The organism is Bordetella sp. 2513F2 (assembly GCF_054642735.1).
Window position 1 is genome coordinate 273,873 of sequence record NZ_CM137755.1, and the last position, 24,611, is coordinate 298,483.

The 24,611-nt window shown below is 69.5% G+C and carries 27 protein-coding genes; 13 read left to right on the forward strand and 14 right to left on the reverse strand.

Annotated elements, in window-relative coordinates:
- Positions 1-21 precede the first annotated feature (21 nt).
- The gene (locus ACYBYQ_RS01275; protein ID WP_459616589.1) at positions 22-957 is read right to left on the reverse strand and encodes a LysR substrate-binding domain-containing protein; all 936 of its coding nucleotides are present in this window, start codon (positions 955-957) and stop codon (positions 22-24) included.
- 97 nt (positions 958-1,054) lie between these two features.
- Between ACYBYQ_RS01275 and ACYBYQ_RS01280 the strand changes: the two genes are divergently transcribed.
- The 4 genes from ACYBYQ_RS01280 to ACYBYQ_RS01295 are packed head-to-tail and all read left to right on the forward strand — an operon-like array spanning position 1,055 to position 3,944.
- Positions 1,055-1,318 carry a DUF2917 domain-containing protein gene (locus ACYBYQ_RS01280; protein ID WP_459616590.1) on the forward strand — a complete coding sequence of 88 codons (264 nt, stop codon included), beginning with the start codon at positions 1,055-1,057 and terminating at the stop codon, positions 1,316-1,318.
- Positions 1,315-1,944 (forward strand): 2-hydroxychromene-2-carboxylate isomerase, encoded by a 630-nt coding sequence (locus ACYBYQ_RS01285; protein ID WP_459616591.1) that lies wholly within the window; start codon positions 1,315-1,317, stop codon positions 1,942-1,944. Before ACYBYQ_RS01280 ends, ACYBYQ_RS01285 begins: the two co-directional genes overlap by 4 nt.
- Positions 1,941-3,140, forward strand: a complete 1,200-nt coding sequence (locus ACYBYQ_RS01290) for an MFS transporter (protein WP_459616593.1) — start codon at positions 1,941-1,943, stop codon at positions 3,138-3,140. Before ACYBYQ_RS01285 ends, ACYBYQ_RS01290 begins: the two co-directional genes overlap by 4 nt.
- A 57-nt stretch (positions 3,141-3,197) precedes the next feature.
- On the forward strand, positions 3,198-3,944 hold the full coding sequence (locus tag ACYBYQ_RS01295) for an SDR family oxidoreductase (RefSeq protein WP_459616594.1): 747 nt from the start codon (positions 3,198-3,200) through the stop codon (positions 3,942-3,944).
- A 26-nt stretch (positions 3,945-3,970) separates the two neighbouring features.
- Here ACYBYQ_RS01295 and ACYBYQ_RS01300 read toward each other — a convergent pair whose 3' ends face one another.
- The 4 genes from ACYBYQ_RS01300 to ACYBYQ_RS01315 form a co-directional block, all read right to left on the reverse strand.
- The gene (locus ACYBYQ_RS01300; RefSeq protein ID WP_459616595.1) at positions 3,971-4,636 is read right to left on the reverse strand and encodes a thiopurine S-methyltransferase; all 666 of its coding nucleotides are present in this window, start codon (positions 4,634-4,636) and stop codon (positions 3,971-3,973) included.
- A complete protein-coding gene (locus tag ACYBYQ_RS01305) occupies positions 4,626-5,348 on the reverse strand; it encodes a glutathione S-transferase N-terminal domain-containing protein (protein WP_459616596.1) in 723 nt (240 codons plus the stop codon). The genes ACYBYQ_RS01300 and ACYBYQ_RS01305 overlap by 11 nt, the downstream gene beginning before the upstream one ends.
- Positions 5,349-5,481: 133 nt before the next feature.
- Positions 5,482-6,987, reverse strand: coding sequence for a tripartite tricarboxylate transporter permease (locus ACYBYQ_RS01310; protein WP_459616597.1), 1,506 nt, complete (start codon positions 6,985-6,987; stop codon positions 5,482-5,484).
- 11 nt (positions 6,988-6,998) lie between these two features.
- A complete protein-coding gene (locus ACYBYQ_RS01315) occupies positions 6,999-7,463 on the reverse strand; it encodes a tripartite tricarboxylate transporter TctB family protein (protein WP_459616599.1) in 465 nt (154 codons plus the stop codon).
- Between the two features lie 257 nt (positions 7,464-7,720).
- On the opposite strand from ACYBYQ_RS01315, the gene ACYBYQ_RS01320 reads away from it, so the two are divergent.
- From ACYBYQ_RS01320 to ACYBYQ_RS01330, 3 genes are all read left to right on the forward strand, one after another.
- Entirely contained in the window at positions 7,721-8,422 is a 702-nt protein-coding gene (locus tag ACYBYQ_RS01320) for a response regulator transcription factor (protein WP_459616600.1), read from the forward strand.
- Complete coding sequence (locus tag ACYBYQ_RS01325; RefSeq protein ID WP_459616601.1) at positions 8,422-9,822, forward strand: sensor histidine kinase; 1,401 nt, start codon at positions 8,422-8,424, stop codon at positions 9,820-9,822. Before ACYBYQ_RS01320 ends, ACYBYQ_RS01325 begins: the two co-directional genes overlap by 1 nt.
- Before the next feature lie 113 nt (positions 9,823-9,935).
- A complete protein-coding gene (locus ACYBYQ_RS01330; RefSeq protein WP_459616602.1) occupies positions 9,936-10,568 on the forward strand; it encodes a hypothetical protein in 633 nt (210 codons plus the stop codon).
- Here ACYBYQ_RS01330 and trpC read toward each other — a convergent pair.
- The 6 genes from trpC to rpe all read right to left on the reverse strand — a co-directional run bounded on the left by trpC (position 10,510) and on the right by rpe (position 16,158).
- Complete coding sequence (gene trpC / locus ACYBYQ_RS01335) at positions 10,510-11,307, reverse strand: indole-3-glycerol phosphate synthase TrpC (protein WP_459616603.1); 798 nt, start codon at positions 11,305-11,307, stop codon at positions 10,510-10,512. The genes ACYBYQ_RS01330 and trpC overlap by 59 nt on opposite strands.
- The gene (gene trpD / locus ACYBYQ_RS01340; protein ID WP_459616604.1) at positions 11,304-12,335 is read right to left on the reverse strand and encodes an anthranilate phosphoribosyltransferase; all 1,032 of its coding nucleotides are present in this window, start codon (positions 12,333-12,335) and stop codon (positions 11,304-11,306) included. The genes trpC and trpD overlap by 4 nt, the downstream gene beginning before the upstream one ends.
- Before the next feature lie 13 nt (positions 12,336-12,348).
- On the reverse strand, positions 12,349-12,915 hold the full coding sequence (locus tag ACYBYQ_RS01345) for an aminodeoxychorismate/anthranilate synthase component II (protein ID WP_459616605.1): 567 nt from the start codon (positions 12,913-12,915) through the stop codon (positions 12,349-12,351).
- 16 nt (positions 12,916-12,931) lie between these two features.
- Positions 12,932-14,452 carry an anthranilate synthase component I gene (trpE, locus tag ACYBYQ_RS01350; RefSeq protein ID WP_459616606.1) on the reverse strand — a complete coding sequence of 507 codons (1,521 nt, stop codon included), beginning with the start codon at positions 14,450-14,452 and terminating at the stop codon, positions 12,932-12,934.
- Positions 14,453-14,737: 285 nt separating this feature from the next.
- Positions 14,738-15,430, reverse strand: a complete 693-nt coding sequence (locus ACYBYQ_RS01355; RefSeq protein WP_459616607.1) for a phosphoglycolate phosphatase — start codon at positions 15,428-15,430, stop codon at positions 14,738-14,740.
- An 11-nt stretch (positions 15,431-15,441) separates the two neighbouring features.
- On the reverse strand, positions 15,442-16,158 hold the full coding sequence (gene rpe, locus ACYBYQ_RS01360) for a ribulose-phosphate 3-epimerase (RefSeq protein ID WP_459616608.1): 717 nt from the start codon (positions 16,156-16,158) through the stop codon (positions 15,442-15,444).
- A 114-nt stretch (positions 16,159-16,272) separates the two neighbouring features.
- Here rpe and apaG point away from each other — a divergent pair, with 114 nt between their 5' ends.
- From apaG to ACYBYQ_RS01380, 4 genes are read left to right on the forward strand one after another with little or no spacing between them, the layout of a single operon-like run.
- Positions 16,273-16,647, forward strand: a complete 375-nt coding sequence (gene apaG, locus ACYBYQ_RS01365) for a Co2+/Mg2+ efflux facilitator ApaG/CorD (protein WP_459616609.1) — start codon at positions 16,273-16,275, stop codon at positions 16,645-16,647.
- Between the two features lie 32 nt (positions 16,648-16,679).
- Complete coding sequence (gene mltA, locus ACYBYQ_RS01370) at positions 16,680-17,969, forward strand: murein transglycosylase A (RefSeq protein WP_459618677.1); 1,290 nt, start codon at positions 16,680-16,682, stop codon at positions 17,967-17,969.
- Positions 17,966-19,135, forward strand: a complete 1,170-nt coding sequence (locus tag ACYBYQ_RS01375; protein ID WP_459616610.1) for a UbiH/UbiF family hydroxylase — start codon at positions 17,966-17,968, stop codon at positions 19,133-19,135. Before mltA ends, ACYBYQ_RS01375 begins: the two co-directional genes overlap by 4 nt.
- Positions 19,136-19,177: 42 nt before the next feature.
- Positions 19,178-19,984 carry a DsbC family protein gene (locus ACYBYQ_RS01380; RefSeq protein ID WP_459616611.1) on the forward strand — a complete coding sequence of 269 codons (807 nt, stop codon included), beginning with the start codon at positions 19,178-19,180 and terminating at the stop codon, positions 19,982-19,984.
- A gap of 25 nt (positions 19,985-20,009) precedes the next feature.
- Here ACYBYQ_RS01380 and ACYBYQ_RS01385 read toward each other — a convergent pair whose 3' ends face one another.
- The gene (locus tag ACYBYQ_RS01385; RefSeq protein ID WP_459616612.1) at positions 20,010-20,984 is read right to left on the reverse strand and encodes a Bug family tripartite tricarboxylate transporter substrate binding protein; all 975 of its coding nucleotides are present in this window, start codon (positions 20,982-20,984) and stop codon (positions 20,010-20,012) included.
- A gap of 201 nt (positions 20,985-21,185) precedes the next feature.
- On the opposite strand from ACYBYQ_RS01385, the gene ACYBYQ_RS01390 reads away from it, so the two are divergent.
- Positions 21,186-22,148 carry a D-2-hydroxyacid dehydrogenase family protein gene (locus tag ACYBYQ_RS01390; RefSeq protein WP_459616613.1) on the forward strand — a complete coding sequence of 321 codons (963 nt, stop codon included), beginning with the start codon at positions 21,186-21,188 and terminating at the stop codon, positions 22,146-22,148.
- Between the two features lie 30 nt (positions 22,149-22,178).
- Here ACYBYQ_RS01390 and ttcA read toward each other — a convergent pair whose 3' ends face one another.
- Positions 22,179-23,165, reverse strand: coding sequence for a tRNA 2-thiocytidine(32) synthetase TtcA (ttcA, locus tag ACYBYQ_RS01395; RefSeq protein ID WP_459616614.1), 987 nt, complete (start codon positions 23,163-23,165; stop codon positions 22,179-22,181).
- 20 nt (positions 23,166-23,185) lie between these two features.
- On the reverse strand, positions 23,186-23,545 hold the full coding sequence (folB, locus tag ACYBYQ_RS01400; protein WP_459616615.1) for a dihydroneopterin aldolase: 360 nt from the start codon (positions 23,543-23,545) through the stop codon (positions 23,186-23,188).
- A gap of 113 nt (positions 23,546-23,658) precedes the next feature.
- Here folB and ACYBYQ_RS01405 point away from each other — a divergent pair, with 113 nt between their 5' ends.
- Positions 23,659-24,549, forward strand: coding sequence for an NAD(P)/FAD-dependent oxidoreductase (locus tag ACYBYQ_RS01405; protein WP_459616616.1), 891 nt, complete (start codon positions 23,659-23,661; stop codon positions 24,547-24,549).
- Positions 24,550-24,611: the final 62 nt, after the last annotated feature.

Consider the following 24,611-nt stretch of genomic DNA (forward strand, 5'->3'; position numbering starts at 1 on the left):
CCGCAACCGCCGGCAAAGGCGTCAGGATAGCGTGGATGATGCGGCTGCGCGCGCCCGGCGGACCAGCCAGTCCGCCACCACGTCAGCATCGGGCGAACTGCGCCGCGGATTGCGCACCAGCCAGTAGGCATGGCGCCCGGCGCCTGCCTGCGGCGCGCCGACGGCCACCAGCCGGCGCTCCTGCAGCATGGCGCCGATCAGGGCCAGCCGGCCCAGGGCGATGCCATGGCCCGCCAGCGCGGCATGCACGATCTGGTCGTACTGATTGAAGCGCAGCATGCTCCGGGGCCGCGCCCCCTGCAGTCCGCGGGCGGCCAGCCACTCCGCCCATTGCAGCCATGGCCGCGTGGGATCGTCGAACTCCAGCAGCACGTGCTGGCGCAGCGTGTCGGCGTCGATGGCGGCGATGCCCAGCATCGGATGGGCCACCGGCGCCACGCGTTCGCCGAACAGCCGGACGGCTTGCGCGGGCACCCCCTGCGCGGGGCTGTAGCGGATCGCGATGTCGACGTTCTCGCGCTCCAGCGCGAGTATGCGGTTGTCGGCGGCCACCCGCACGTCGATCTCCGGATGGGCCGCCTGGAATTCGCCCAGCCCCGGCAGCAGCCACAGCGATGCAACCCCGATGGTGGTGGTGACGGTGACCGGCATGCGCCGTCCGGGTTCGCGCCATTGTCCGGCCAGTTCCGCCAGCTGCGCCAGCCAGGGGTCTGCCAGGCGGAACAGCGTGGCCCCCTCGGCGGTGAAGGCCACGCTGCGGAAGCCGCGCTCCAGCAGTCGCACGCCCAGGTGCTCTTCCAGGGCGCGGACCTGCCGGCTGACCGCCGACTGTGTCAGGTGCAGATCCTGCGCCGCCAGGGTGATGCTCATGCGCCGCCCCACGGCCACGAAGCCGCGCACCAGGTCCAGCGGCGGCAGGCGTGCCAGTTCGAGTGGAATGACATTCTCCCCATGCATGTGTAGCGTGCCCAGATATCGCTTGAGCGATGTTAAGCGGCGCGGGTCAAATACGGCAACGGGCCGCCATTCCGGCCAGGCGCGGGAGGAGACAGGCATGCTGGACAGACTCGGCATCGTTTACTCGACAGGAATGTCATTTGCCCTGGGGCGCGGTTCGGTGGTGCGCTTGAGGCGAGCCGCCGGGGCGCGTATCGTGTGCCGCACCGGCGCTTTGTGGCTGTCGGAATACCGGCCGGGCGCCGACCGGGTATTGCGGGCCGGCGAATCCGTGCTGGTCGCCAGCCGCCGCGACGTCGTGCTCAGCGGCCTGCCGCAAGCCTGCATCGCCATCCGCCTGCAGAAGGAATCCTGCTCATGAACGCCCCGCGCACGCTCGAGATGTGGTTCGATTTCGCCAGCCCGTACAGCTACCTGGCCCTGGCGCGGCTCGAGCCGCTGGCCCGCGCCGCACGGGTGCGCGTGGCGCTGCGGCCGTTCCTGCTGGGGCCGATCTTCCAGGCGCAGGGCTGGCACGACACGCCGTTCCGGCTCTACCCGGCCAAGGGGGCCTACATGATGCGCGACGTGGCCCGCCTGGCCGCCAAGCATGCCATTGCGTACCGGCGCCCCACGGTGTTCCCGCGGCTGAGCGTGCTGCCGGCCCGCGTGGCCCTGCTCGGCCAGGACGAACCCTGGAGCCACGCTTTCTGCCTGGCGGTGTTCCGCGCCAATTTCGTCGACGACCGCGAGCTCCAGGACGAAGCCCTGGTGCGCGGGCTGCTGCAGGCTTTCGTGCCCGACGCCGATGCGCTGCTGGCGCGGGCGCGTCACGACGACACCAAGGCGGCGCTGCGCCGCCAGGTGGACCGCGCACGCGAGCTCGGCATCTTCGGCGCCCCGATGTTCGTCGTGCACGACGAGATGTTCTGGGGCAACGACCGGCTCGAGGATGCGCTGGACTGGGCCGCACGACGCGGCGGCCCCGCGGCGGGGGATGCGCCATGAACCGTCTTTCGCAGGGGTTGGCCCTCACGGTGTGCGCGGGGGTGATCGTGGGCTATGCCATGGGGGCGCGCCACGTGCAGGGCCTGTTCCTCACCGAGATGGTGATGGCGCGGGGCTGGACGCGCGAGGACTTCGCGTTCGCGCTGGCGGTCCAGAACCTGGTGTGGGGCCTGGCGCAGCCGGGCGCCGGCATGCTGGCGGACCGCTACGGCAGCATGCGCGTGGTCGTATGCGGCTGCGCGCTGTATGCCGCCGGGCTCATGCTGCAGCGTTACGCCGCCACCCCCGCGGCGCTGCTGCTGGGCAGCGGGCTGGTGATCGGCATCGCGCTGTCCGCCAGCTCCTTCGCCGTGGTGTACGGCGCCGTCAACCGGCTCAGTCCGCCTGCCGGCCGCAGCGCGGCGCTGGGCGTGGCGGGGGCGGTGGGCGGCATGATGCAGTTCCTGCTGGTGCCGGCCGTGCAGGCCACCATCGCCACGTGGCAATGGCCTGCCGGCCTGGAAGGGCTGGCGCTGCTCGGGCTGCTGGTGCTGCCCCTGGCGCGCGCGCTGGACGACAGGGCCGCGCAGTCCGCGGCGCAGGGGCCTGCGCAGTCGATGCGGCAGGCCGTGCGCGAGGCCCTCGGCCATCGCGGCTTCTGGCTGCTCAACGCCGGGTTCCTTGCGTGCGGCTTCCAGCTGGCCTTCATCGCCGGGCATCTGCCCGCCTATCTGGCGGACCAGGGCATGAATGCCGGGCACGGCGTCACGGCATTGGCGCTGATCGCGCTGGCCAACATCGCGGGCACCTATGCCTGCGGCGTGCTGGGTGGCCGCTACCGGCGCAAGTACCTGCTTGCGGGCGTGTATCTGGTCCGCACGGCCGCCATTGCCGCGTTCGTGGCCTTCCCCGTGACGCCCGCCAGCCTTTATGTGTTCGCCGCCGTGATGGGATTCACCTGGCTCGGCACGGTGCCGCTCACCAACGGCCTGCTCGCGCAGATGTTCGGGGTGCGCTACATCGCCACGCTGTTCGGCTTCGTCTTCCTGGGCCACCAGCTGGGGTCGTTCCTGGGCGTGTGGCTGGGCGGCTGGGCCTATGATGCGTCCGGGTCCTACCTGCCCGTATGGCTGGGCTGCCTGGCGGTGGGGCTGGCGGCCGCGGCGCTGCACCTGCCCATAGACGACCGCCCTACGGTGCAGGCCAGGCCGGCGTAGCATGGCGGTTGCCCATCAAGCTGCCCACGGTTGGGGCTGAACAGCGAGGAGACCAGCATGGAGAAAGTGATGATCGTGACCGGCGCCAGCCGCGGCATCGGCGCGTCCGTGGCCCGGCTGGCCGCGCAGCGCGGCTATGCCGTCTGCGTCAACTATCGCCAGCGGGCCGACGCCGCCGAGGCCGTGGCGCGCGACATCCGCGACCAGGGCGGCCGGGCGGTGGCGGTGGGGGCGGACCTGTCGGAGGAAGCGCAGGTGGTGGCCCTGTTCGAGACGGTAGACCGCGAACTCGGCCGCGTCGACGTACTGGTGAACAACGCCGGCATCCTCGAAACCCAGATGCGGGTCGAGGACATGGATGCCGCCCGCATTGCGCGCGTGCTGGCCACCAACGTGGTCGGCGCGTTCGTCTGCTGCCGCGAGGCGGTGCGCCGCATGGCGCCGCGCCACGGCGGCCGGGGCGGCGCCATCGTCAATGTGTCGTCGGCGGCCGCGCGGCTGGGGTCGCCCCACGAGTACGTGGACTACGCCGCGTCCAAGGGTGCGCTGGACACGCTCACCATCGGCCTTTCCAAGGAGGTGGCCGCCGACGGCATCCGCGTCAATGCCGTGAGGCCCGGTTTCATCTATACCGAGATGCATGCCAGCGGCGGCGAGCCCGGGCGGGTGGATCGCCTGAAGGACAGCATTCCGCTCAAGCGCGGCGGCACGCCGGAGGAAGTAGCGGGCGCCGTGCTGTGGCTGTGCTCGGACGAGGCCGGCTACACCACCGGCTCGTTCATCGAGGTGTCGGGAGGCCGCTGAGGCGGCGCCGCGCTCCGCCCCGTGGTTCAGGGCGAGGGCCGCCCCTCAAGCCGGTACACCAGGGTATCGAGACGGCTCACCCCGCGCTCGGCGAACTTGGGCTCTTTGTCGAGGATGTCGCGGCGATCGATCAGCCGGGCCTCGGTGTGCCCGGCATACAGCGCCTGGACCTCTGCATCGTCCACCGAGAATGGCGGCCCGTCCATCTCGGACTGGGGATAGTCCAGCGTGATGAGCAGGCCGCGATAGCCGGCGGGCAGCCGGCCGTACACCCCGGCTGCATAGCCGGGGCGCATGGATTCCGGCAGGGCCACCAGCGCGGCGCGGTCGTAGGCGGCGGTGCAGCTTGCCAGCGTGGCGTCATCCAGGTCGTGTATGTCGCCGCAGAGGATCTCGATGTTGCCCGCCGCATAATGCACGCCCATGGCGGACTCGCGCCGTGTCGGGGCGAGGCCTTGTTCCTCGTAGAACTGCGTCACGGCCAGCTCCGAGAGCTCCACGCCCAGCACTGGATGGCCCTGGCCGGCCAGCCACATCATGTCGAGCGATTTGCCGCACAGCGGCACCAGCACGCGCGCGGTGCGCGGCAGCTGCAGGGTGGGCCAGTACTTGGCCAGCAGCGGCGTGACGCGCGCCTGGTGGAAATTCGTGCGGCCGTCGCGCCAGCGTTCCAGCCAGAACTCAGCCTCCATGCGCGGCCTCCCGGGGGGCGGGGATGGCCAGGCCGCGCTGCACCGCCGGCCGCGCCACGAAGGCCTCGAGCGCGCGGCGTACCTGCGGGTACGCCTCGAACTGCACCAGGTCGCCTGCCTCGTAGAAGCCCACCAGGTTGCGCACCCAGGGAAACACCGCCATGTCGGCGATGGTGTAGTCCTCGCCCATGATCCAGGGGCGGCCTTCCAGGCGGCCTTCCAGCACGCCCAGAAGCCGGCGCGACTCCGCCACGTAGCGGTCGCGCGGGCGCTTGTCTTCGTAGTCGCGGCCCGCGAAGCGGTGGAAGAAACCCAGCTGGCCGAACATCGGCCCGATGCCGCCCATCTGGAACATCAGCCACTGCAGCGTCTCGTAGCGGGAGGCCACATCCTCAGGCATGAAGCGGCCGGTCTTGCCGGCCAGGTAGACCAGGATGGCGCCCGACTCGAACAGGCCCAGCGGCCGTCCGCCAGGGCCGTCGGGGTCCAGGATCGCGGGGATCTTGTTGTTCGGATTGAGCGACAGGAACTCGGGGGAGAACTGTTCGTTGCGGTCGAACTCCACCCGGTGCGCCTCATAGGGCAGGCCGGTCTCCTCCAGCATGATGGAGACCTTCACCCCGTTGGGCGTGGGCAGCGAGTACAGCTGCAGCCGGTCCGGATATTGCGCGGGCCACTTGCGGGTGACGGGGAAGTCGGCGAGGGTGTTCATCGGACATCCTGTGCGGTGAGGAGGATGACACCATATCCCACGCGGGCCCGGGATGTCACGGTGCGCCGCCATGGAAAACGGCCGTGCGGGGCGCGTCGTCGCGCCTGCACGGCCGCTATGGGGCGCAGCAGGTTCAGCCTTCCTCGACGAAGGTCTCCTCGCGCTTTTTGCGGATCGAGGGCAGGGCCACGATCACCACCAGGACGATCGCGGCACCGAGCAGGCAGGCCGACAGCGGGCGGCTGACGAAGGTGGCGTAGTCGCCGCGCGACAGCAGCAGGGCGCGGCGGAAGTTCTCCTCCATCATGGGCCCCAGCACCAGGCCCAGCAGCAGCGGGGCCCCCTCGCACTTGAGCTTGGACCACACGTAGCCCACCACCCCGAAGGCCGCCGTCATGTAGATGTCGAACACGTTGTAGTTGAGCGAATACACGCCGATCGAGCAGAACACCAGGATGGCCGGGAACAGGATGCGGTAGGGCACCTTCAGCAGCTTGACCCACAGGCCGATCAGCGGCAGGTTCAGCACCACCAGCATCAGGTTGCCGATCCACATGGAGGCGATCAGGCCCCAGAAGAGCTCGGGGTGGCTCGTCATGACCTGCGGGCCGGGCTGGATGTTGTGGATGGTCATGGCGCCGACCATCAGGGCCATCACGGCGTTGCCCGGAATGCCCAGGGTCAGCAGCGGGATGAAGGAGGTCTGCGCGGCTGCGTTGTTGGCCGACTCGGGGCCGGCCAGGCCGGCGGGGTGGCCCTTGCCGAAGCGCTCGGGATTCCTCGAGAGTTTCTTCTCCAGCGTGTACGACGCGAACGACGACAGCACGGCGCCGCCGCCGGGCAGGATGCCCAGGGCCGAGCCCAGCGCAGTGCCGCGAAGCACGGCAGGGGCCGCTTCCTTGAATTCCGTCTTGTTGGGATAGAGCGAGCCGATCTTGTCGGTGATGTCCACCCGGTTCTCGCGCTGCTCGAGATTCGCCATGATCTCGGCAAAGCCGAACACGCCCATGGCGACGATGGCGAAGTCGATGCCATCCTGCAGTTCGGGGATGCCGAAGTCGTAGCGCGCGACGCCGGAGTTGACGTCGGTGCCGACCATGCCCAGCAGCAGTCCGAGCAGGATCATGCAGATGGCCTTGGGCAGGGAGCCGGAGGCGAGCACGACGGCGCCGACCAGGCCGAGCACCATGAGCGAGAAGTATTCGGCGGGGCCGAACTCGAAGGCGACCTCGGCCAGCGGGGGCGCGAAGGCGGCCAGCAGCACGGTGGCGACGCAGCCGGCGAAGAACGAGCCCAGCGCCGCGATGGCCAGCGCCGAGCCGGCGCGCCCGTTGCGCGCCATCTGGTGGCCGTCGAGCACGGTGACGACCGCGGAGGTCTCGCCCGGCAGCGCGACCAGGATGGCCGTGGTGGAGCCGCCATATTGCGCGCCGTAGTAGATGCCGGCCAGCATGATCAGGCCGGCCACCGGCGGCAGCACATAGGTGATGGGCAGCAGCATGGCGATGGTGGGCACCGGGCCGACGCCCGGCAGCACGCCGATCAGGGTGCCCAGGATGCAGCCCATCAGGGCGTAGAGCAGGTTCTCGGGGGTGAACGCAACCGAGAACCCCAGGGCGAGGTTGTGCAGCAATTCCATGGAGTGTCTCCTCAGTTCATGCCGAGAAAGGCGGGCCAGAGCGGGAAGATCAGGCCCAGGCCCTTGATGAAGGCCAGATACGAGAACACCACCAGGAAGACGGCGTTGCCGATGGCGACCTTCCAGCTGAACTCATGGCTGGCAAAGCTGCTGGCGACGACGAGGATGAACAGCGAGAGGTAGAGGCCGAGGGGGCGCAGCAGCGCGCCATAGAGCACCACCGAGCCCACCACCAGCCCGATGATGCGCCAGTCGAAGGTGCCGACTTCGGTCTTCTCCGCCTTGGGCGATAGCGCAGCCAGCGCAACGACCGCGCCCAGCAAGGCCAGGCAGATGCCCAGCCAGAAAGGGAAATAGCCTGGGCCCATGCGGCCGGCCGTTCCCATCTGGTAGCTGGTCGCCTTCAGCGCGAAGCCCAGCCCCAGCGCAATGAACATCACCCCGGACCAGAAATCCTGCTTCGACCGTAGGTTCATTTCGCCCTATCCATTGTTGATCGTTCCTTTGAATGTGTTATGTAGTCTTGCGGGCACTGAGGTCTTGCCCGGGGCTTTGCGCCGCAGCGCAATACGGCCCCTCACGATCGCGCGGGATCGTGGCGGGACAAGACTGTGCGAATCTTATGGAAAAGCCGGTGGGTGCGACATTACGGTTAGGTAATGTTCGCAGCGGCAGGCCCCGCGCTACACTTCGGGGCGTATACATTTCAGTCCGCATCGACAGGCCGTGGAATATGTGGCGCTGCCTCATCATCGAAGACGACAACGAGAACGCCCGCTACATCGCCAACGGGTTGAAGGAGATGGGCCACGTTGCCTCGATCTGCGGCGACGGCCCGGGAGGCATGCAGCGCGCGCTGGGCGAGCACTGGGACGTCATCGTGCTCGATCGCATGCTGCCCAACGAGGTGGACGGCCTGTCCATCCTCTCAGCGCTGCGCGCGCTGGGCAAGAAGACGCCGGTGCTGGTGCTCAGCGCCCTCACGGCGCTCGACGAGCGCGTGCGCGGCCTGAAGGCCGGCGGTGACGACTACCTCACCAAGCCGTTCGCCTTCCCGGAGTTGGCCGCCCGGCTCGAGGCGCTGGTGCGCCGCGCCACGCCCGGCCCCGACGCGCGGCGGCTGCAGGTCGACGACCTGGTGCTGGATCTCGTCACCGGGCACGTGGAGCGCGCGGGCCGGGCCATCACGCTGCAGCCGCGTGAATTCAAGCTGCTGGTCTACATGATGACCCACTCGGGGCAGGTGCTCACGCGCACCATGCTGCTGGCCGCCGTGTGGGACTACCACTTCGACCCTCAAACCAACGTGATAGACGTGCAGATCAGCCGCCTGCGCCAGAAGGTGGACGGGCGCCTGGGCAGGCCGCTGATCCATACCGTACGCGGCGCAGGCTACATGATCTCGGCCAGCGGCCAGCCGGCCCCGGCAACGTGATGCGCAGTCTGCTGGCCGGGATGCGCAAGCTGTGGAGCTCGGTCGCGTTTCGCCTGACGCTGAACTACAGCCTGCTTGCCCTGGCTGCCGCGCTGGCTTCGCTGGTGATCTTCTATTACCAGACTTCGCACCTGCTGACCTCGCAATTCTCGCGGCAGGTGACCATCACGGCGCAGCGCCTGGGGGCGCACTTCGAGCGTGGCGGTCTGGCCGGACTGATCGACGAAATCGAGCTGGAGCTGGCCGACCGGGTCAATACGGATACCGAGATGTTTCTGCTGCTCGACGGGCAGGGCCGTACGCTGGCCGGCAACATCGAGGCCGACGCCACGCTGCAGGCGGCGCGCCCCGGCGGGATGCGCCATGTCGTCACCCTGCGCGGCCGGCAGGCCGAAGGCTATCTGGAAGGGTACCTGCTGCCGGGCGGCGCGCGCCTCATCATCGGCCATGACCTGCGCGATCTGCAGGAAGTGCGCAGGTTCATGACGCAGATCAGCCTGGCGGCCATCAGCGCCACGGTGCTGCTGGTATTGCTGAGCGCGCTGTTCTTCCGCCGCACGCTGCAGCGGCGCGTCGAGGTCATACGCCGCACCGCCATGCAGATCGGCGAGGGCGAACTCACGCGCCGCATCCCGCCGCACCGGCGCGAAGACGAGTTCGCGCTGCTGGCCCACGACATCAACGGCATGCTCGATCGCATCGAGCGGCTCATGAACGGCGTGCGCAACGTTTCGGACGCCGTGGCCCATCACCTGCGCACGCCGCTCACTCGCATCCTGGTGCGGCTGCGCCAGGCCAGCGGGCCGGACGCCACGCCGGAGGCATTGCGGCATTGCGTGAGCACGCTCGTGGCCGAGGTGGAGGATCTCGCCAAGGTCTCGGAGAAACTGCTGCAGATCGCCGAACTGGAGTCCGGCACGCGGCGCAAGCGGTTCGGGCCGGCCCGCCTCGATCAGATCGCACGCGACGTGGCCGACCTGTACGAGGCCGTGGCCGAAGACCGGAACATTTCGCTGCAATGCCTCTGCGACCGGCCCGTGACGGTCCATGGCGACCGCGACCTGCTGGCCGGCGCCATTGCCACGCTGGTGGAGAACGCCATCCAGTACGCCGGCAGCGGCGCGCACGTGCGCATCGAGGTCGCCCTGCGCGACCTCAACGCGCACGTATCCGTGACCGACGACGGCCCGGGCATTCCCGCCGAGAAGCAGGCCCGCATCGGCGAACGGTTCTACAGGCTGAATCACGACGTCCCCGGCTATGGGCTCGGGCTCACCACGGTGATGGCCATCGCGCGTCTGCACGGGGCTGTCGTGTCCCTGCACGACGCCCGCCCGGGGCTGGCCGTGCGGCTGGATTTTCCTGCCGGCGTCTCGGGCTACGCGAAGGGCGAGCGGTGAGCTCCCGACATTGCCGTACCGTAATGCTCCGGTAATGCCGGACTCGCGCCGCTGCTGCCATGATGTGCTCCCTGGACCGGCGGCAGCCGGCGCAGGCATACGGAGGGCGCGACATGAGCAGGGTCCGGGCCGGCGAGGGCCTGAAGCAGGAATGGAAGATATTCAGGCACATGAGCTTTCATGACCTGGTCGACCTGCTGGCGTTCGGCCAGCTGAGCTTCACTGGCGCCCACCCGCGGTGGCACGACGGTTTGCTGGGCGGCCCGTCCGAATGCACGCCCCGGCGGCCGGGCGATGTCGTGGCGGTGCAGTCATGGTCGCTGCTGCCGCCCGGGGGGCCGCCCGACTGGAACGAGACCGATCTGTCCCGACCCCATGTGTGCGTGGTCTCCAGCCTGGGGGCGCTGGCCGGCGCCTTGGTGGCAGCGGATGTCGACGTGCACATCCGGCGTCTGGCCGACACCAGGCCGTCGCGACTGCAGGTGATCGCCTGCGCGGCGCCACGGGCCGGCGCGGCGGGGTCCGACCACAGCCTGCGGCTGCAGGTGGATCTCGGCACCCTGTTGCAGGGCGTGGCGGTGTCGTCGGGAGCGCCCGGCCGATTCATGGACCTGGTGGCCAGGCTGGTGCAGGCCAATACGCCGGCGCAGGTCATGCGCGCCGGCGTGAAGGCGGGCAGCCGCCTCTTCAGTTTCCGCCCATCATCAGGCGGGCCAGCTCGGCGCCCGGCTCCTCGGCGCGCATGAAGGCCTCGCCGACCAGGAAGGCGTGCACCTCGTGCGAGCGCATCAGGGCCACGTCCTCAGGCTTCAGGATGCCGCTTTCGGTGATCACGCGCTTGCCGGCCGGCACGCGCGGCAGCAGGTCCAGCGTGTTCTGGAGGCGGGTCTCGAAGGTGCGCAGATTGCGGTTGTTGATGCCCAGCAGCGGCGTCCTGAGCTCCAGGGCCACGTCGAGCTCCTGTGCGTCATGCACTTCCACCAGCACGTCCATCCCCAGGTCCAGCGCCACGGTTTCCAGTTCGCGCAGCTGGCCGGCGGACAGCGCCGCCACGATGAGCAGCACGCAGTCGGCTCCCATGGCCCGCGCCGATACGATCTGGTAGGGGTCGATGATGAAGTCCTTGCGCAGCACCGGCAGCGGGCAGGCTGCGCGCGCGCGGCGCAGGTTGTCGTGCGAGCCCTGGAAGAACTGCACGTCGGTGAGCACCGACAGGCAGGCTGCGCCATGCGCGGCATACGAGGCCGCGATCTCGGCGGGGTCGAAGTGCTCGCGCAGCACGCCCTTGGACGGCGAGGCTTTCTTGATCTCGGCGATCACGCCGGGCTTGCCCTGGGCGATCTTGTCTTCGATGGCCTGGGCGAAGCCGCGCACGTCCTGCCGCGCCTGCGCTTCGCGCAGCAGCTCGGCCTCGCTGCGCATCTGGCGGGAGGTCGCGACTTCCTCGGCTTTGACGGCGAGGATCTTCGCAAGAATATCGTTCATTTCTGGTACTTCCGGGTATGGGCGCAGAATTCCTCGAGTTTGTCCCGGGCTGCGCCGTTTGCAATCAGTTCGAACGCCTGGGCCAGGGCCTCGGGGATGGAGGCCGCCTTGTTGCCGGCATAGATGGCCAGGCCTGCATTCAGGGCGACGATGTCGCGGGCCGTGCCATCGACATTATCCAGCGCTTCGAGCACCAGCGCGCGCGACTCCTCGCGATTGGACACCTTGATGCTGCGGTTGGACATCATGGATAGCCCGTAGTCCTCGGGATGGATCTCGTATTCGCGGACCACGCCGTCCTTGAGTTCGCCCACCAGGGTGGCTGCGCCCAGCGAGGCCTCGTCCATGCCGTCCTTGCCATGCACGATGAGCACATGGCGCGAGCCCAGGCGCTGCAGCACCCGCACCTGGATGCCGACCAGGTCGGCGTGGAACACGCCCATCAGCTGGTTGGCGGCGCCGGCCGGGTTGGTGAGCGGGCCCAGGATGTTGAAGATCGTGCGCACGGCCAGTTCCTTGCGCAGCGCCGCGACGTTCTTCATGGCGCTGTGGTGCGCCGGCGCGTACATGAAGCCTATGCCGGTGGCCTGGATGCACTCGGAAACCTGCTCGGGCGTGAGGTCCAGGTTGGCGCCCAGCGCCTCGAGCACGTCGGCGCTGCCCGACGACGACGAGGCGCTGCGCCCGCCGTGCTTGGCGATGGGCACGCCCGCCGCCGCGGCCACGAACATCGCGGTGGTGGAGATGTTGAAGGTATGGCTGCCGTCGCCGCCGGTGCCGCACATGTCGAGCAGGTCCTGCGGGTTGGGGGTGTCGACCTTGGTGGCGAATTCGCGCATCACCTGCGCGGCGGCGGTTATCTCGCCGATGGTTTCCTTCTTCACCCGCAGGCCCATCACCAGCGCGCTGGCCATCTGCGGCGACATCTCGCCGCGCATCAGCATGCGCATCAGGTGCAGCATCTCGTCGTGGAAGATCTCGCGATGCTCGATGCAGCGCGTCAGGGCTTCGGTGGGCGTGATGGTCATGGTCGTCCCCTCGTTATCGGATGTTCAGGAAGTTGCGCAGCATGGCATGTCCGTGTTCGCTCAGCACGGATTCGGGATGGAACTGTACGCCATACAGCGGCAGGGTCTTGTGACGCACGCCCATGATGTCGCCGTCCGGCGCCGTGGCCGTGACCTCGAGTTCGTCGGGCAGGGTGCCCGGATCTATGGTGAGCGAGTTGTAGCGGATCACCGTGTACGGCGTCGGCAGCCCGGCGAAGATGTCGGTGCCCGCATGCCGGATCTGCACGGTCTTGCCATGCATGATCTGCTGCGCGCGCACGATGCGGCCGCCATAGGCGGCGCCGATGGCCTGGTGGCCCAGGCAGACGCCCAGGATGGGCAGCCTGCCGGCGAATTCGCGGATCAGCGGCACCGAGATGCCGGCCTCGGCTGGCGAGCACGGGCCCGGCGAGACGCAGATGCGGTCCGGCTTCAGCGCCGCCACTTCCTCCAGCGTGATCTGGTCGTTGCGCGCCACGCGCACGTCCTCGCCCAGCTCGCCGAAGTACTGCACCAGGTTGTAGGTGAAGGAGTCGTAGTTGTCGATCATCAAAAGCATGGTGTGTCCTCTGCGCTCAGATGGGCTCGTCCAGCCCGTGCTGCACCTGTTCGGCCGCGCGCAGCACGGCGCGGGCCTTGGCCTCGGTTTCCTGCCATTCCTTTTCCGGATCGGAGTCGGCCACGATGCCGGCCGCCGCCTGCACGTACAGCGTGCCGTCCTTGATCACGCCGGTGCGGATGGCGATGGCCACGTCCATCTCGCCGCCGTAGCTCAGGTATCCCGCCGCGCCGCCGTAGACGCCGCGGCGCACGGGTTCGAGCTCGTCGATGATCTCCATGGCGCGCACCTTGGGCGCGCCCGTGAGCGTGCCGGCGGGGAAGGCGGCGCGCAGCACGTCCATGCTGCTCATGCCCGGATGCAGGTTCCCCGTGACATTCGATACCAGGTGCATCACATGCGAATAGCGCTCGATGACCATGGTGTCGCTCACTTTCACCGAACCGACCTCGGCCACCCGGCCCACGTCGTTGCGCGCCAGGTCGATCAGCATCACGTGCTCGGCGATCTCCTTCGGATCCGCGCGCAGTTCCTCGGCCAGGGCCTGGTCTTCCTCGGGGGTGGCGCCGCGCCGGCGCGTGCCGGCCAGCGGCCGGATCGTCACCTGCGAGACGGCCTTGCCGTCCTCCATCGCGCTTTCCTGGCGCACCAGGATTTCGGGCGAGGCGCCCACCACCTGGAAGTCGCCGAAGTTCCAGAAGTACATGTAGGGCGAAGGATTGAGAGAGCGCAGCGCGCGGTACAGCGACAACGGGGCGTCGCGGAACGGCTTGGCGATGACCTGCCCCACCTGTACCTGCATCAGGTCGCCCGCCGCGATGTATTCCTTGGCGCGGCGCACTGCAGCGAGGTAGTCGGCCTTGGCGAAGTCGCGGCGTTCCTCGGTCTGCATGCTGGCGTGGCTGTAGGGGATTTCCACGGGCTTGCGCAGGCGCGCGCGCAGCGCCAGCAGGCGCTGCTGGGCCCGGGAGTAGGCTTCGGGCAGCGTCGGATCGGCGTACACCATCAGGTAGATGCGGCCGGCCAGGTTGTCGACGATCACCAACTCGTCCACGTGCATCAGCATGATGTCCGGCGTGCCCCCTTCCATGCCGGCCGGGTAGGGCTTGACGGCGGGGCCCAGGCGCGGCTCGATGTGGCGCACGGTGTCGTAGCCGAAGTACCCTGCCAACCCTCCGCAGAAGCGCGGCATGCCCGGACGCAGGGCCACCTTGAACCGCGCCTGGTATTGCTCGATGAAGGCCAGCGGGTCGCCCTGGTGGGTCTCGACCACCTCGCCGTCGCGCAGCACTTCGGTGGTCGTGCCGCTGGCTCGGATCACCGTGTGGGCCGGCAGGCCGATGAAGGAGTAGCGGCCGAAGCGTTCGCCGCCCACCACGGATTCCATCAGGCAGCTCATGCGGCCGCCCTGCGGGCCGCTATGGGCCAGCTTCAGGTAGATGGCCAGCGGGGTGTCCAGGTCGGCGTAGGTTTCGGCGACCAGGGGGATGCGGTTGTAGCCTTGTTTGGCGAGGGCCTTGAATTCCAGTTCTGTCATGTCGGTCTCGTGGGCTTTCGGGCGACGGACCGGGCATGCAACAAAAAACCCGGTCCAGTTGGCTGGGGTCCGGGTTTGCGGTTCTTGCTGCGACGGCGCTGGGCGGCAGGTGCGCTCAGGGCCGGGAATGCTTCATCGCCACCCGGAAGACGAACGCCACCAACGCCACGAGGCGTTGCGCACGAGAGGGAGGCGGAGGGCGTTCATCACGGATATGGGCGGATCTGGCAGTTCGGTATTGCAGGGGCTGGGTCTGGCCGGCTGAGGTTGCAGGCCGTGCCCGGCTCAGGTTGCAGGCCGCGCATTCCACAGCGAGATCCAGTGGGCCGCGTCGACAAGCGTGGCTACTATACCATCCGAGTCGAGCGCGTGCACATCCATGCCTTCGTTGTATCCATAGGGCACCACCAGCACCCGCGTGCCCGCCGCGCGTCCGGCCAGCGCGTCGTTGATGGAATCGCCGATGGTGACGGCCTCGGCGGGCCGCACCGCCAGCTGTGCGCAGGCATGCAGGATCTGGTCGGGCTGGGGTTTCTTGCCTGCGCAGGTGTCGCCGCACACCACCACCGGGAAGAAGCCCGCCAGGCCGGTGCGCTGCAGCAGCGGCAGGGTGAATTCGGTGGGTTTGTTCGTCACCACCGCCAGTTTCAGGCCTTGTTCCTGCATGGCCTGCAGCCCCGCGACCACGCCGTCGAACACGCGCGCCTTCTCGCCGTTGACCAGGTGATAGTGGCGGTAGAACGACTCGCGTCCGCGCGCGAAGAGCGCGGGGTCGTCGAGGTCTCCCAGTATGTTTCCGGCCAGGGTGCGCTGCACCAGCACGTCCACGCCCTTGCCCACGAACGTGGCCAGCACGTCCTCGCGCAGCGGCGGCATGCCCAGCTCCACGCGCATGGCGTTCGCGGCGTGGGCCAGGTCGGGGATCGAATCGAGCAGCGTGCCGTCGAGGTCCAGCAGGACGGCCTTGAATGAAGTCATGTCGGCCGGCCTCATGCGCTGAGGGTCTCGCCCTGCGCGATCTGGGCGCGCAGCGTGCGGATGACCTCGGCATAGTCCGGCTTGCCGAAGATGGCCGAGCCCGCCACGAAAGTGTCGGCGCCGGCGGCGCGGATCTCGGCGATGTTGTCGGTCTTGACCCCGCCGTCGACCTCCAGCAGGATGGGCTGGCCGCCGGCCTGCACCCACCGGTCGATGCGGTTGCGGGCTTCGCGCAGCTTGGCCAGCGTGGCCGGGATGAAGGCCTGGCCGCCGAAACCCGGGTTCACCGACATCAGCAGCACGATGTCCAGCTTGTCCATGACGTAGTCCATGAACGAAAGCGGCGTGGCCGGGTTGAACACCAGCCCGGCCTTGCAGCCGTGGTCGCGGATCAGCGACAGGGTGCGGTCGACGTGGCGGCTGGCTTCGGGGTGGAAGGTGATGATGTCGGCGCCGGCCTTGGCGAACATGGGCACGATGTCGTCCACCGGCTCCACCATGAGGTGCACGTCGATGGGCACCTGCACGTGCGGGCGGATCGCGGCGCACACCATCGGCCCGATGGTGAGGTTGGGAACATAGTGGTTGTCCATCACGTCGAAGTGGATCCAGTCGGCGCCGGCGGCGACGACATTGCGCACTTCCTCGCCCAGCCGGGCGAAATCGGCGGAGAGGATGCTGGGAGCGATACGTGTGGACGAAGACATGGCAGGAGTTTCCGGGGGCATAATGTGCAATTATTGTAGTTTGACGCCCCGGCGGCGCCTCGTGCGCACCCGGGAGCCCGTCCGACCGCAGGCCCGCCGCTTTCCGGCCGCCTGTGCCAACCCCGGGAAAGGCGAGTGAAACCCTACGATCTGACCGTATCCGTGACGCCGCGCTTCGTGCCGGAGCAGTCCGACCCGTCCCAGCACCAGTACGTCTTCGCGTATACCGTCCGGATCACCAACTCGGGAACCCAGCCCGCCCAGGTCATCAGCCGGCACTGGATCATCACCGACGGTCACCAGCGCGTACAGGAAGTGCGCGGCCTGGGCGTGGTGGGGCAGCAGCCGCTGCTGGCGCCCGGCGAAACCTTCGAATACACCAGCGGCTGTCCGCTGCCCACGCCGGTCGGCACCATGCGCGGCACCTACCACTGCGTCGGCGAGAACGGCATCCCGTTCGAGGTGCCGATCGCCGAATTCGTGCTGGCCATGCCCCGCACCCTGCACTGACCGCGCCCTAACCAGCCTTTTCCATGAGCCGTATCCCGCGATTCACCTGCCTGTTCCTGGCGGCCGTCCTGGCCGGCTGCGTCACGACCCACGAGATTCCTCCCGACGTTCCCGGCGCCGTCGCGCCGCCCGCCGCGGTCGACGGGCCGCTGGTCGTGCCGCCGCTGTCGGCGCTGCCCGACTCGGCGCCGCGGGCGCTGTCGGGCCGCTACAGCCGCGCCAGCTGGGCCGAGCTGCCGGGCTGGTCCAACGACGATCTCTCCCGGCTGTGGCCGCTGTTCCTGCGCAACTGCAAGGGCCTGATGCGGCCCACCGGCGGCAGCCTCACGGCGCCGGCCCGGGCCACGCCGCGCGCCTGGCAGCCGGTGTGCGCCGCCGCCGCCGATCCGGCGCAGGCCCCGGCTCCGGGCGATGCCGCGGGCGTGCGCCGCTTCCTGCTGGCGCATCTGCAGCCCTGGCGCCTGAACGGCGCCGACGGCGCGCCGGCCGCCAACACCGTCACCGGCTACTACGAGCCGCTGGTCCGGGGCTCGCGCCGCCAGGGCGGGCCCTACCAGTGGCCGCTGTATGGCGTGCCCGACGACCTGCTCACCATCGACCTGGGCAGCGTCTATCCTGAGCTCGCCGGCAAGCGGGTGCGCGGCAAGCTCGAGGGCCGCCGCGTGGTGCCCTATGATGCGCGCTCGGCCATCGACGCTTCCGACCGCAAGCCGCCCGTGCTGGTCTGGATCGACGATCCCGTGGACAACTTCTTCCTGCAGGTGCAGGGTTCGGGGCGCGTCGAACTGGTCGAAGGCCCCGGCGCCGGCCAGACCATCCGCCTGGCCTATGCCGACCACAACGGCCGGCCCTATGCCTCCATCGGCCGCTGGCTGGTGGAGCAGGGCGAGCTCCGGGCCGACCAGGCCTCGATGCAGAACATCCGGGCGTGGGCGAAGCGCAACCCGCAGCGCGTGCAGGAGATGCTCAATGCCAACCCGGCCGTGGTGTTCTTCCGCGAGGAGGCGATCGTCGATCCCGCGCTCGGCCCCAAGGGCGCCTATGGCATTCCGCTGGCCGAAGGCCGCTCCATCGCGGTCGATACGCGTTATGTGCCGCTGGGCACGCCGGTATTCCTGGCCACCACCCAGCCCGCTTCCACCCAGCCGCTGCAGCGGCTGGTGTTCGCGCAGGACACCGGCGCGGCCATCCAGGGCGCCGCGCGGGCCGACTACTACTGGGGCTACGGCGAGGCGGCCGGGCAGCAGGCCGGCCGCATGAAGCAACGCGGCCAGATGTGGGTGCTGTGGCCCAAGCAGGCCGGGGAGCCTTCCGCACGATGAATGCGCAGATCGTCATATGCGGCGCCGGCATCGTCGGCATGGCCAGCGCCCTGGCGCTGGCGCGACGCGGCCAGCGCGTGCTGATCCTCGCGCCGCGCGCCGAGGTGCCGCCCGCCGCCCCCGACCGCTACCATCCCCGGGTGTATGCCATCTCGCCGGCCAGCCGCCGCTTTCTCGGCGAGCTGGGGGTCTGGGATTCCCTGCCTGCCGGCCGCATTGCGCCGGTGCGCGCCATGGAGATCCATGGCGACGGCGCGGGCGTGGTGTCGCTGGATGCCTGGCAGGCCGCGCGCGAAGAACTGGCCTGGATCGTCGAGTCGGGCGAGATCGAGCGCGTGCTGCTGCAGGCGGTGCGGGTCTTCGGCATTCCGTGGGTGGACGACCGCTGCACCGGATGGCGCGACGGCGTCATCGAGACCGCCGACGGGCAGCGGCTGCATGCCGAACTTTTCGTGGGCGCAGATGGCGCCAATTCGCCGCTGCGCCAGGCCGCCGGCCTGCGCCACACTGCGCGCCCGTACGGCGAGACCGGGCTGGTGGCCCACCTGGACGCCGGGCTGCCGCACCAGGGCACGGCCCTCCAGTGGTTCCGCGAGGACGGCGTGCTGGCGCTGCTGCCCCTGCCGGATACCGCCGACGGGCCGCAGGTGTCCATGGTCTGGTCGTTGCGCGACGGTCGCGCGCAGGCCCTGCTGGCCCTGTCCGCGCCGCAGCAGGCCGAGGCCCTCGCCCGCGAGCTGGCCGCCGCCACGGGGGGGCGGCTGGGCAGCCTGCGGCTGCGCAGCGCGGTGCATGGTTTCCCGCTTACCCATGAACAATCGCAGATGACGGGCCCGGGCATCGCCCTGGCAGGGGATGCCGCCCACCGCGTGCATCCGCTGGCCGGGCAGGGCCTGAACCTGGGGCTGGGCGATGTCGAGGCCTTGGCCGCCGCCGTGGCCGGACGCGAGGCATTCCGCCCCGCGGGCGATCCCCGGGTGCTGCATCGTTATCGCCGCGCCCGCGCCGAACCGGTGCTCGCCATGCGCCTGGCCACCGACGGCCTGCATCGCCTGTTCGGCGCCCGCGGGGCTCCCCTGGCCTGGCTGCGCAATGCCGGCATGCAATGGGTCGACGCCCTGCCTTTCGTCAAGCGCCAGCTCATCGAAGGGGCGTCGCGCAACTGAACGGCCCGGCCGCGCTGCGCGTTCCCCGCAACAGGAGTCGCAATGAACTATCGTTTCCTCATCGGCCTGGCCGGCGCCGTGTGGGCGCTGGGCGCCATGGGTCCGGCAGCCTGCGCGCAGGACAAGGTCGTGTCCACGCGCGACGCGGGCCAGGCGGCCCGCGACGGCGGACAGGTCCATTCCACCGCGTCGCTCGAGGACCCCGCCGCCCGGCAGGTGCACGAACGCTTCGCGCAGCGGTTCTCGGGGCTGGACGTGGTGGCGGTGCGTCGCACGCCCTACGGACTGTTCGAAGTCCAGGTCGGCATGGACCTGCTCTATACCGACGAGAAAGTCACCTGGGTCATGGAAGGGCCGCTCATCGACGCCATGACGCGCCGCGACGTCACGCGCGAACGCCTCGAGAAGCTGGGGGCCGTCGACTTCGACGAACTGCCGCTCGATCTGGCCATCAGGCAGGTCAAGGGCAAGGGCACGCGCAAGGTGGCCATCTTCGAGGATCCGAACTGCGGCTATTGCAAGCAGCTGCGCCACACGCTGGAGAGCGTGGACGACGTCACCATCTATACCTTCCTCTATCCCATCCTGTCGCCGGACTCCACCGTCAAGACGCGCAACGTGTGGTGCGCCGCGGATCCGGGCCGGGCCTGGGACGACTGGATGCTGCGGGGCCGGGCGCCGGCCGCCGCCGATTGCAGCGTGCCCGTGGACAAGCTGCTGGCGCTGGGCCAGCGCCTGATGGTGCGCGGCACGCCCACGCTGTTCTTCGCGGACGGCTCGCGCATCAGCGGCGCGCTGCCGCTGGAGATGCTGCAGGCGCGCCTGGACGGCCGCCAGGGCGGGGGCTGAAGCGCCCCGGGCTTGCGTGGCGGGGCTATTCCATCGTGGCGCCGGAAAGCTTCACGATGTCGGCATAGCGGGCGCTCTCGCTCTGGATGAATGCGCCGAACTGCTGCGCCGACCGGGGCGGAGACATCTGCGCGCCCATGGCTTCCATGCGTGCGCGCAGCGCGGGATCCTGCAGCGCGGCGTTGATCTCGCGATTCAGGCGGTCCACCACCGCTACGGGGGCGCCGGCGGGCAGCACCACGCCATACCAGGCCGAGGCGATCATGTCCTTCACGCCGGCTTCCTCGAAGGTCGGCACCTCGGGCAGGGCTGCCAGGCGTTCGTGCGAGGCCACGGCCAGGGCGCGCAGCGCGCCGGCCTGCACCTGGGCCAGCGAGCCGGTGTCCAGCATCAGGTCCACCTGGCCGGCCATCAGGTCGGCCACCGCCGGTCCGCTGCCCTTGTACGGAATGTGCACGATGTCGACCTGGGCCAGGTGCTTGAGCAGCGCGCCGGCCAGGTGCTGCGACGAACCCACGCCGCCCGAGCCGTAGTTGAGCTTGCCCGGCGCGGCCTGCGCGGCGTCCAGCAGCTGCCGGGCCGACTGGTAGGGCGACTGCTTCGGCACTTCGAGGATGTTCGGGATGGCGGCGACGAAGGCCACGGGCGAGAAATCCTTGACCGGATCGAAGCCCAGGCGGGAGTACAGGTGCGGATTTGCGGCGTGGGTCGAGCTGGTGGCCATGAGCAGCGCATAGCCGTCGGCCGGCTCGCGCACGAAGGCTGCCGTGCCGATGTTGCCGCCTGCGCCTGCCTTGTTGTCCACGATGACGGTCTGGCCCATCTGCTGGCTGAGCTGCTGGGCCAGCATGCGCGCCAGCACGTCCGTCGCGCCGCCCGGAGGCCAGGGCACCGTCAGCTTGATTGGGCGCTCGGGGTATTCCGCGTGGGCGGCCGGGCCCAGGGTTGCGACCGCCGCCAGCAATGCGCAGCAGGCGCCGCGGATGAAGCCCATGGACATGAAAGTCTCCTCTGTATCGTTGCGCCGCTTGGTGCTCCGGTGCGCCGGCCGGATCGCCGGCACAGGCGCACCGCAGGGCCGGCGCTGAACCGGGTCCGACTATAAGCCATGCCGCGGGGTCCGCGTGGCCGCCGCGGAATGCGCCTACACTTCCGACTGCGGCAGGCGGCCTGCCGCGGATACCTGGCCAACGGAGGAGACATGAGAATCGCGATACTCGACGACTATCACGGCGTGGCCGACCGCTACGCCGACTGGAGCACGCTGGGTCCGGACGTGCGCGTAGACGTGTTCCGCGAGGCGCTGGCCGAGGGCGAGACCCGGATCGAGGCGCTGCGTCCCTACGATGTCATCGTCGCGATGCGCGAGCGCACGCCTTTTCCCGCCGGCCTGCTGCAGGCCCTGCCGCAGCTGCGCCTGCTGGTCACCACCGGCATGCGCAACAATGCCATCGACATGGCGGCGTGCCGCAGCCGGGGCGTTACCGTGTGCGGCGCGCCCGGCAGCAGCGAGGCCGGCACGGCCACGGCGGAGCTGACCTGGGCGTTGATCCTGGCGCTGTTCAAGCGCCTGCCGCAGGAATTCGATGCCATGCGGCAGGGTCGGTGGCAGACCGGCATGCCGCTGCCGCTGGCAGGCAGGCGCCTGGGCGTGGTGGGCCTGGGCAAGCTGGGGCGCGCCGTGGCACAGGTTGGGCAGGCCTTCGGCATGGACGTGGTGGCCTGGAGCCCCAACCTCACCGTCGAACGTGCCGCCGAGGCCGGCGTGGCCCGTGTCGACAAGCGCGAGCTGTTCGCCACGTCCGACGTGGTGAGCCTGCACCTGATACTCAGCGAGCGCACCCGGCATGTGGCCGATGTCGAGATGCTGGCCGCCATGAAGCCTTCGGCCTTTCTTGTGAACACCGCGCGGGCCGGCCTGGTCGACCAGGAGGCCATGCTGGACGCGTTGCGCAAGGGGCGGCTGGCCGGCGCCGGACTGGACGTGTACGCGGTGGAGCCCCTGCCTGCCGACGATCCGCTGCGCACGCTCGACAACGTGGTGCTGACGCCCCACCTGGGCTATGTCAGCGAATCGAATTTCCGCGCCTTCTACGCCAACGCCCGCGATGCGGTGGCCGCCTGGATGGCGGGCAAGCCGGTGCGCGTGCTGGGCGCCGACTGACGGCAGAACGCCGGCCCGCGGCGGTGGCGCTCAGCGCATGAACACCATGCGCTGCTCGGCCATGCCGTCGGCCGGCGCCGTCGTGCCGGTGTCGCCGGCACAGGGCTCGCCGGCGGTGTCGGGCTCGTGCGGATCCGCGTGGTCGAAGGCGATGTCGCCGTCCGGATCGGGCACGCCGGTGGGACGCAGGCCGGCGAAGTCGAACAGGTCGCGGTCCATCAGGTGCGAGGGCACCACCCGCGACAGCGCGTTGAAGACATTCCACGAGCGGCCGGGGTGCCTGCGGTCCCATTCCTGGATCATGCGCGTGACTTCCTTGCGCTTGAGGTTCTCCTGCGAGCCGCACAGGTTGCACGGGATGATGGGGAACTGCTTGAGCTCGGCATAGGCGACCAGGTCGCGCTCGGGCACGTAGGCCAGCGGACGGATCACGGTGTGGCGGCCGTCGTCGGAGACCAGCTTGGGCGGCATGGCCTTCATCTTGCCGCCATAGAACAGGTTCAGGAAGAAGGTGCCGAGGATGTCGTCGCGGTGGTGGCCCAGTGCGATCTTGGTCGCGCCGAGTTCGGACGCCACGCGGTACAGGATGCCGCGGCGCAGCCGCGAGCACAGCGAGCACATGGTCTTGCCCTCGGGGATCACCCGGGTGACGATGGAGTAGGTGTCCTGCGTCTCGATGTGGAACGGCACGCCCAGCGCTGTCAGGTAGCCGGGCAGCACCTCGGGCGGAAAGCCGGGCTGTTTCTGGTCCAGGTTCACCGCCACGAGCTCGAAGCGGAACGGCGCGCGCTTCTGCAGCGCAAGCAGGATGTCGAGCAGGGCGTAGGAATCCTTGCCCCCCGACAGGCACACCATGACCTTGTCGCCTTCCTCGATCATGTTGTAGTCGGAGATGGCGCGCGTGGTTTCGCGCGCCAGGCGCTTCGTGAGCTTGTTGCCCTCGTGGCGGGCCTTTTCCTGGGCGGGCGTGCGCGGCGCGTCCGCTGTGTCGGTAACCGGTGTGGCGATGGCGTTCATGGCGGTGATGGAAAGCGGCTTCAGCGGCTGAGCTGGATCTCGACGCCCACGGCGGCACAGTCGGAAAAGGCCATGGGCTTGCTGATGCGCAGGCGCAGCGCCCGGATGTCGGCGAACTCGGCGAGCAGCCGCTGGGCCACCTGCTCGGACAGCGTTTCGATGAGGTTGACGTGAGCCTGGGTGCATTCGTGCACGATGGCCTCGCGCAGGCGCCGGTAGTCCAGCACGCTGTGGATGTCATGGTCGTCCACCGCGCGCGTGATGTCGATGTCGAATTCGGCATCGACATGCAGCGGCTGCGTGGCGCGGCGCTCGTGCTCGAGGATGCCGATGCGGGCGTCCAGGGCAAGACCGGAAATGAAGATGCGGCGTGTGGGCATGATGGGAACCTGGGAGGTTGAACCGGGATTGTAAAGGCGAGGCCGGCGGCGCGCGGGTGACTACAATCGGCTGCAGCGCCGGCGCACGGGGCCGGCTACACGGAAGGGAAGCAATGCGGCAGTTCTACGACGCGGTCATAGTGGGTGCCGGTCCGGCCGGCGTGTCGTGCGCCATCTGGCTGGCACGCCTGGGCCTGTCGCCGGTGGTCGTCGAGGCGGGGGCGCGGGTGGGCGGGCTGGTGGCCGGCAATCCCTTTGCCGACGAGTGGAACGCCACGCTCCCCGGCCAGACCGGCGTGCAGGTGGCCGCCAATCTGGCCGAGAGCCTGGAGCGCGCAGCGGTGCCGGTGCGCCTGCAGGCCCCGGCCACCGGCGTGCGGCGATGCCACGGCGGCGTGCAGGTCGCGCTCGGCGGCGATCGGCCCGCCACGCTGGCGGGCGGCTGCCTGGTGATCGCCTCGGGGGTGCGCGCGCGGGGCCTGCCCGGCCATGGACCGGACGCGCGCTGGCCGGGCGTGCTGGTCGGCCCGGGCTCGCCCATCGTGGCGCAGGACTACTCCGGGCGCGCCGTGGCCGTGCTGGGCGGCGGCGACAACGCTTTCGAGAATTTCGTCTATGTGCGCAACCGGGGCGCGCGCGAAGTGCACCTCTATGCCCGCACCGTGCGGGCCCAGCAGCAATGGGTGGCGCGGGCCGGCACGCAGGGCGTGCGCGTGGGCCCCTATGTGGTGGATCCGGCGGCACGCACCGTCGACGGGCGCGCCTATGACCTCATCCTCGTGTTCTACGGCTGGGAACCCCAGGCTGCCTTTGCCGACGACCTGGCGCTCGCGCGCGACGCGCGCGGCTACATCCACACCGATTTCGCCACGGCGCGCACCAGCGTGCCCGAGGTCTACGCCATCGGCGAAGTGGCCAACCGCATGCACCCCTGCGTCGTGACCGCCATGGCCGACGGCGTCGTGGCTGCCAAGGACATCCAGCGGCGCTGGGAGCGGGCATAGGGTTCCGTCCCGCAAGTTGCCCGGCGACGCGCTGCGCGCGCGGGTAAACCTGCAGGACAGGA